Raw genomic sequence first — 7,398 nt, 5'->3', positions numbered from 1 at the left:
GCAGCACTACAACTTCCATCGGCCGCACTCCGCCGTCTCGCACCAACCTCCCGCCTCCAGACTCGGCTTTGACGGGAACAACGTCCTGAGAAACTACACCTAGAAAGTGGAGTTCCTGTCGTTCCGCTCATGAATGGATGGCGCACCGAGGGAACTACGAGGCAATTGCAAGAAGCCGTGGTGTGTCAGGTGTGACGGTGGGCATAAGAATGGAGAAACTTGGACTCCCTTCGTTGGATGCCTACTGCTTCTCGCTGCTCGAGCGAACATTGATGACGCTCAAGAACGGTCAAAATCCCAGAAGCTCCTTGGCATCGTTTGGCGATGATGGTGACAGGATCAAGGCTTCGCTAGATGTTTTGCAAAGGCATGGGACACTGAGTGATTGGGCTGAATACTCATTATCCGGCTGACGCACAACTCCGAAGTTCGCGGAGATCATGCAGTCCGCATTTGATAGAACTACCTGTTTTTCTTCCCCGAATTGAAGCTCGATGCTTGCCGACCGCCCGAATGCTTGAATCCCCCAACTCAACTCTTCTCCGCTACTAAATACCTTTTTGACCGTGGAGAGAGCTTGCCCCTCAGATGTGTTCAAAAAAGCCAGAAGCATTGAGGGGACGAAATGGAGGAAAGAAGTTTTGTTCGAGGCGATCAGCTCAGCAAGATATCGGGGATCCCGGTGCCCATCCGGTTTAGCCACCAGAAGTATCCCACCGTAAGAGAGTGGCCAAAAAATTTCCCAAACCGATACGTCGAACGATATAGGGGTTTTATGGAGAACAACGTCCCCAGTATCAAGGCCGTATTCATCCTGCATCCACTGAATTCGGTTTATTATCGCTGAATGCTGTACTTCAACCCCTTTTGGACGTCCTGATGAGCCAGAGGTATAGATTACATATGCGAGATCGGACGCCTTAGTAGCGGGCTCGGGATTCTCGGCCGAATGTTCTGCGAACCAGCCGTCTTCCACGCAGAGTGAACTTCTCCTGGCGGGAGCTGGGAGTCGGGAAATCTGATAGCTATCGGTGAGGATGAGAGAGGGGCGTGAATCCTCAACCATATAGAGAAGTCTCTCCTCCGGTGTCTCTGTATCCAATGGAAGGTAGGCCGAACCAGCCTTGAGAATTCCCAGCAAAGTGACTACCATTTGCGGGCCTCGACTCATATAGACCGCAATTAGGGACCCGGACCGCACTCCTAAAAGACGGAGTTTAAGGGCCATGATATTCGCACATCTGTTAAGCTCGCCATAGCTCAGGTCCCGGCTTTCGAATCTTAAGGCGATTCTTTCCGGAGAGCGGGCAGTTTGTTCCTCAAACAAGGTATGTAGTCCCGACACGAATGGGTACAGGGTTTGAGTATTGTTCCACTCGGTCAAAGTGGCAATTTCTTCAATCGCCAAGTCCGACTTGTAAAGCGATGGTGTGCGCTCAACTTCTAAGGGCTCACATAATATGGTGGTGAATACTTCGCAAATTCTTTTTACCAAATCCACTCCGATTAACTTGCTGTCATGGTGGAATTCCAATGATAAGTAGCTACCATTTTTCAGGACATTCAGCTCCAACGCCGTTTTGGAGTCTATGCCGATGTGCCGATAGCCCAATCTGTGGCTACTCAACGAAAACCCCTTTTCGTCGAGTGATTGAAAATTCAATAATATGGAGGGAAGTGGCAGAAATGATTCGACGTTGTCGCTTGATGTGCAGTTCTTTAGATCATTTATATCATAATCTCTATGGCGAAGAAGATTGAATAGATTTAGCCTAACTGATTCTAATGTTTCTCGTGCTCTAGCCTTCGGCGCGAGTTTTATTCGAAGTACTTTTACTTCTGCAAAATGCCCGACACTTTGCATGTCGGATTTACGATTTCTGTTGGATACGGGAATTCCAATAAGAAAATCTGTTTCGCCAATGATGTCTCTAAGTGTGTGGCACAGAACTGTGGCCAACGTGGGGATATCGATTCGCCTTTCATCTGAATTGCTGGACTTATTCGAGTTTTTTAGCTCGATTCTGGTGGACCAGACGGAGAGTCCAATTTTGGTGGACGGGTTTGCCGTCGCGGATGACACGGGAAAGCGGGGCCGCGCAGGGGGATTCGACAGGTTCTTCTGCCAAAAAACCTGATCTAGTTGAAAGCGTGTATTTTCCTTTTTGTATTGGCGCGATGGTGAAATGGCGGTGGAGGTGGGCGAGGTTCGATGGCTTTCATTGTCTGTCTCGAATGAGAAATTTCTCTGGGTGAGAGAGCTCAGTAAATCAGTGGCAATTATGCCAGTGACACGCCATCGCACACTATATGGTGAGCTGAAAAAACGATAGCTGAAGACTTTCCATTCTCGTCTTTCAGATTCAAAGCCCTGAAAAGACCGGGTGTAGTCAATATAAAGGGTTTTGCAAGAAATTCTGAGATTTCATTCTTGTTTTGTTGGGGGGAGTGCAGGATTTCCATGGCTATCTCAGCATACACATGCTCCATGAGTTGGCCATTTTTAATCTCGAATGCGGTCCGCAGCGATGAGTGTTTTCTGCAGAGCGTTGAAAAAGCTCGCTCAATAGCTGAATCTCCTATATCTCCATATTCTGCGACGGGTAGTTCAAGCCACATGTTGTACGCGGAGCTGTTGGGGTTGGCAGCCTGGAAGTAGAAAAGCTGCTGCTTTGATTTCGAGGCAATAAATACCTCCATAACCGAGACATCCGGCGTTTTTTTGCTGTTCAATTTGCTACTCCAATACTGTCGCGGCAACTCACTCTTGTCTGGAATTGCCTAGTTAAAAATGGATTGGTCTTTAAGGGGGGATGAGGTCGCAGCTCTTCTTTTTTGAATCAAGAAGCTCAATGCGGCTTGCAGTTTTCGCGCATGTGCTGTTTCTTTTGGCGATCATCCTTGACTATAAGGAGCGAAGAAACCTGCGTAAAGCTATTGCGGCGATGACGTTGCGATACAAGGCGTCGCAGACTCTCTATCTGCGCCGAAACAACAGGAGCCGGACTCAGATACTTCATCACACGCTGCCTTTACTGTCATCACACTCTATATTTTCTGACGTGTTCGGGTGCAATAACAGTTTCTCCCTGATCACGCTTAAAATCCACAATGAGTACGATGCGCGTTGTCGCTCCTCGATTCCAAGCCTCGTGTTCAACGGTATCGTCGAACACGAAACATGAACCAGGTGTCCACCCTCTCTCCTGGGCCCCCACCCGGAGAGCGCAATCGTCATTCGTAACGAGTCCTAGATGACAGCGCAATACCTGTGATGTGTACCCCTTGTGAGGGGTGATATGTGTTCCTGGTGCCATAGAAGAGAAGCCTGCGCTTACCATTCCCGGAACAGATTCCACCAGTTTGGTGGTCTGCGGGCACAGCGCGCAATTTTCGCTGATTTTCTCTCCGAAATTGTAAAGGCCAAAAACGGTCCATTTGCCGCTGTAAATGTCTCGTTCGGGCCATTGCGCAAAGTAATTGGATTTCAGAGAGATTATCTCCTGGAATGCCTTGCGCCATCCACTTTGAAGTGGTTTTAGAAATTGGTAATGCGACGAATCAACGAACATATGAACTCCAAGGCGGGGCCTCGAGGAAAAATATATAAGCGACAGGACGGGGCCGAGGAATCGTAGGGTTATGTCAAAAATGCCTCTATCGCGCGGTATGTCAGGTTCTTGTATTGAAATGAGAACAAGTGCCAAAAGCCTAGATGGCGTTGGGTCATGATCAGCCCCACTGTTTTGAAAGTCGGATGAAGCCACCAGTGCGTTCCGGCGATTCCTCCCCACTGCAGTTCGCCTTTGGAGAGGGGGTGTTCTATCGAAGAGGGCTGCACGGTCAGCGCCCCGCCGAAGCTGAAGGTTTTCCCTGAGGCAGGTCTTGTGGCGGGGTAGCGCACCATGCTGGCGGGTACCTGGCTCGTCAGGAGGAGTTCCAGACTTTCGGGGCGCAGCAAGGCGTGTTCGCCGGGAAGCAGGGCGCGCAAGAGTTGAAGCATGTCGGCGGTGGTACTGAAAAGACCTCCGCCGGGTGATATCAAGGGGCGCACATCATTGGTCGTGTATATCGACTCGAGTTCGGTCGCACGCGTCAGCCCTCCCTTCAGCGGGTGGTCCGGTTGAGCAGGTTCATACAGGCCCGCAAGGCGCGGTAGTTTCTGCGGAGGCAGGCGGAAGACGCTGTCGCGCATCGCCAGCGGATCGAACACCGTCTGTTGCAGGAAATCTTCCACACGGGCGCCGCTTATTACTTCGATCACACGGCCGAGCACGTCGGTCGCCATCGAGTACTCCCATCCTTCGCCGGGATGGAACAGGAGAGGCAGGGCGGCAAGGCGATCGATGCTCTCCTCGAGCGCGATGGCCGGGTCCAGAATCCGCTCCCGCTGATAGGCCTGTGCGAGGAGCGAGCCGGGATGCGTACCGGCATAGACGAGGCCGGCAGTGTGGGTGAGCAGATGTCTGAGGGTGGGAGGCTGGCGGGCCGCTTCCGTGTCGTCCAACGACAGTGCGGTTTTCCGGAGCACTCGCATGCGGGAGAACGCCGGCAAGTAGTGCGCCACGGGGTCGTCAAGGCGGCAATGCCCCTTCTCGAGGAGCAGCAGAAGGCCGCAAGTCGTGACCAGTTTGGTGTTCGAGAACACGCGGTAGATCTGGTCGTGACGTAGCGGTATGCGCTCCTCGAGGTCCGCCCAGCCGTAGACGTCTTCCTCCAGCACACGATTCGCCGTCGCGATCACTGCCGCCGCGCCGGGGATGACCTGAGCGTCGACGAACCGCCGCAACGCGGCCCGGGCATTGGAAAAATCGGGGGAAGGGGGCTGGCCGGCCGGCAAGGTCACACTGATAGACCCCCATCGACGACAAGCGTGTGTCCATTGACATAGCTGGCATCGTCGGACGCCAGGAAGCGAACGACTTTCGCCACTTCATGCGCATCCCCGAAGCGCCCGAATGGGATCATCTGGTCGCGGATCGTTTCCAGTTGCGAATGCACTTCGGTGTTGGCCCCCAGTTGCTGCAGAAGATCCGTTTTGATGAAACCAGGTGCCACTGCGTTGACCCTGATGTTGAAGGGCCCGAGCTCCCGTGCCAGCGAACGTGTCATTGCAATGACACCCGCCTTGGCCGCGCTGTAATTGGCCTGACCGGCATGGCCCCGAATTCCGCTGATCGAGGCGATGTTGACGATGACGCCTCGTTTCTTCGGGATCATGGTGCGCATCACTCCCCTGGTGCAATGGAACACGCCCCCGAGGTTGGTGCCGATGACCGATTCCCAGGCGGAGTCGGACATCAGCGGCAAAAGTCCGTCGCGGGTGATTCCCGCGTTGTTCACCAACACCTGGACCCAGAGGCCCATGTGCTTGATCTCGCGCAGCATGGCGTCGACTTCACCGGATGCGGACACGTCGGCGCGCATCGCCTCGGCGCGCACCCCGACGCGGCGCAGCGCATCGAGGGCTTCTTGCGCGGCACTCTCGTCCTTGGCGTAGTTCACCAGCACGGGAAGACCGAGGCCGGCGAGTTCGACGGCAATGGCGCGGCCGATCCCGCGGCTACCGCCTGTGACCAGAACGGCGGGCTCGCTCATGCCGTCCTCGCCGCCTGCATTCCCGACAGGCCGGGCACGATCGCATGGAAGCCCGCATCGACATGCACGATGTTGCCCGTGATTCCGCTTGCACGCGGCGACAACAGGAAGGCGGCCGTTTCGCCGACCTCCTCGATGGTCACGTTGCGTCTCAGAGGGGCGTCACGCGCGACGATCTCCGCGCTTGCAGCGAAGTTGGAAATCGCCAGGGAGGACGCTGTGCGGATCGGGCCCGCCGAAATCGCGTTGACTCGTACTTGTCGAGGGCCGACGCTTGCGGCCAGGTAGCGGACAGCCGATTCCAGTGCCGCCTTCGCCAGTCCCATCATGTTGTAGAAGGGGACCGCCTGCTTGGCCCCCAGGAAGCTAATGGTCACGATCGAGGCGCCCGGCGCGAGCATCGGCAGCGCCCGTTTCGTTGCCGCGACCAGGCTATAGGCCGAGATATCGTGTGCGACGCGAAAAGCCTCTCGGTCGGCGCTCTCGAGAAAATCTCCCGCCAGGCTGGCTAGCGGCGCGAAAGCGAGAGCATGGACCACACCGTCCAACGTCGGCCAGGTTCGGGCCAGGTCCTCGAAGGCCTCGGCGATCTGCGTGTCGTCGGCGACGTCGCAACGAACGAGCAATTCAGAGCCCAGTTCTGCCGCAATGGGTGCGATCCGTTCGCGAATCGCCTCGGTCTGGTACGAGAAAGCGAGCTCGGCGCCTTCTCGCTTGCAGGCCGCGGCGATGCCGTAGGCGATGGAACGTTTGTTGAGCAAGCCCATGATCAGGACTCGCCGACGATCCAGCATCTTCATCTGAGGCTCCTGTAGAGGTCATGCCGACTCGGGTGCGAGCGGCCAGTGCATGTAGTTGAGGAGGTTGAGCGATTCCAGGACCTTTTCAACGCGTGGGCCGGCCAATCCGATGTTCCGGATTGCAGGGACCAGGCGCCGGAAAAGGCTGCGGCGAAGCGCGTCGGCGACCGGCGAATTGCGTACCAGAGAGGCACATTCCTTGCGGCTGTGGCCCAGCGGTTCCCAGATGTCGTCGGCGCAAAGGTGCTCGTAGAGAACCACGATGCTCTCGCAGACGAATTCCTCCCGCATGCGCAGCTCCGCGCCGCTGAGTTCGGACGTGTACAAGCGCGTCAACGTGATGCTGCCGACCGCGAAATGACGTGCCTCATCCTGCTGGATGCGCGTGAGGAGGGACTTGACGAATTCATCGCGGCTGTAACCCACGATCGTCTGGAACAGGGACAACGCGATGCCCTCCACGAGGATTTGCATACCCAGGTTGGTGATATCCAGTTCCGAACTGCAGACGGTGTCGCGCAGGAGTGCATGCAGCGACTTGGACAAGGGATAGGCGATGCCGATCTTGTCATTGACGATGCGTGCGCACGCCTCGACGTGGCGTGCTTCGTCGAAGGCCTGGGCCGCTGCGCAAAGGCGTCCGCTGAGCTCGTGTTCTCCCTGCGCAAGCTTGGTGGCGCAGAGCAGCGCTCCCTGTTCTCCATGGAGGATCTGCGAAAGCGTCCAGGCCTGGAAGTGGCGTCGTGCCTCCACGCGGCGATCCGCATCCAGGCGATCCCAGAGCATGCTGCCGTAGATGATCAGCGTCGGATCGGGCAGGCGCAGAGGGTTGTCGTGATCGAGCTCGTGGCTCCAGTCATAGTCGTCGACGTCCCACTGCTGGGCCTTGGCTTTGCAGTACAACGCGTCCAAGGCGGGATCGTTCTGGCGGTATGAGGCCTGCATCCGCACGGCCACGTGCAAAGGCCAGTCGGTGGTGGGGGCTGGTGCCGATGACATC

Annotated in this window: 7 protein-coding genes and 1 pseudogene; 1 reads left to right on the top strand and 7 read right to left on the bottom strand. The window is 55.9% G+C overall.

All coding sequences use genetic code 11. The features are described 5' to 3' along the window. Positions 1-103: pseudogene (locus ASF44_RS31855) on the top strand (IS481 family transposase); the annotation flags it as partial. A 186-nt stretch (positions 104-289) separates the two neighbouring features. Here the strand turns inward: ASF44_RS31855 and ASF44_RS33120 are convergent. The 7 genes from ASF44_RS33120 to ASF44_RS16880 all read right to left on the bottom strand — a co-directional run bounded on the left by ASF44_RS33120 (position 290) and on the right by ASF44_RS16880 (position 7,397). Continuing rightward, complete coding sequence (locus ASF44_RS33120) at positions 290-2,305, bottom strand: AMP-binding protein (RefSeq protein WP_162243825.1); 2,016 nt, start codon at positions 2,303-2,305, stop codon at positions 290-292. Further along, positions 2,281-2,733 carry a condensation domain-containing protein gene (locus tag ASF44_RS33115; RefSeq protein WP_156374543.1) on the bottom strand — a complete coding sequence of 151 codons (453 nt, stop codon included), beginning with the start codon at positions 2,731-2,733 and terminating at the stop codon, positions 2,281-2,283. Before ASF44_RS33115 ends, ASF44_RS33120 begins: the two co-directional genes overlap by 25 nt. Before the next feature lie 308 nt (positions 2,734-3,041). Then, on the bottom strand, positions 3,042-3,572 hold the full coding sequence (locus tag ASF44_RS31110; protein ID WP_082524837.1) for an aspartyl/asparaginyl beta-hydroxylase domain-containing protein: 531 nt from the start codon (positions 3,570-3,572) through the stop codon (positions 3,042-3,044). A gap of 68 nt (positions 3,573-3,640) precedes the next feature. Beyond that, positions 3,641-4,840 carry a serine hydrolase gene (locus ASF44_RS16895; RefSeq protein WP_162243824.1) on the bottom strand — a complete coding sequence of 400 codons (1,200 nt, stop codon included), beginning with the start codon at positions 4,838-4,840 and terminating at the stop codon, positions 3,641-3,643. 2 nt (positions 4,841-4,842) lie between these two features. Continuing rightward, on the bottom strand, positions 4,843-5,598 hold the full coding sequence (fabG, locus tag ASF44_RS16890; protein WP_056900401.1) for a 3-oxoacyl-ACP reductase FabG: 756 nt from the start codon (positions 5,596-5,598) through the stop codon (positions 4,843-4,845). Beyond that, positions 5,595-6,398 carry an enoyl-ACP reductase gene (locus ASF44_RS16885; protein ID WP_056900400.1) on the bottom strand — a complete coding sequence of 268 codons (804 nt, stop codon included), beginning with the start codon at positions 6,396-6,398 and terminating at the stop codon, positions 5,595-5,597. The genes fabG and ASF44_RS16885 overlap by 4 nt, the downstream gene beginning before the upstream one ends. 18 nt (positions 6,399-6,416) lie before the next feature. Next, a complete protein-coding gene (locus ASF44_RS16880) occupies positions 6,417-7,397 on the bottom strand; it encodes a ferritin-like domain-containing protein (RefSeq protein WP_369820935.1) in 981 nt (326 codons plus the stop codon). Between the last annotated feature and the right edge of the window lies 1 nt (position 7,398).

Source organism: Pseudorhodoferax sp. Leaf274 (assembly GCF_001422445.1).
In the GTDB taxonomy this organism is placed as follows: Bacteria; Pseudomonadota; Gammaproteobacteria; order Burkholderiales; family Burkholderiaceae_C; genus Pseudorhodoferax.
Note: the sequence above shows the minus strand (reverse complement) of the source record. Positions and strands in the feature narration are given on the sequence as shown.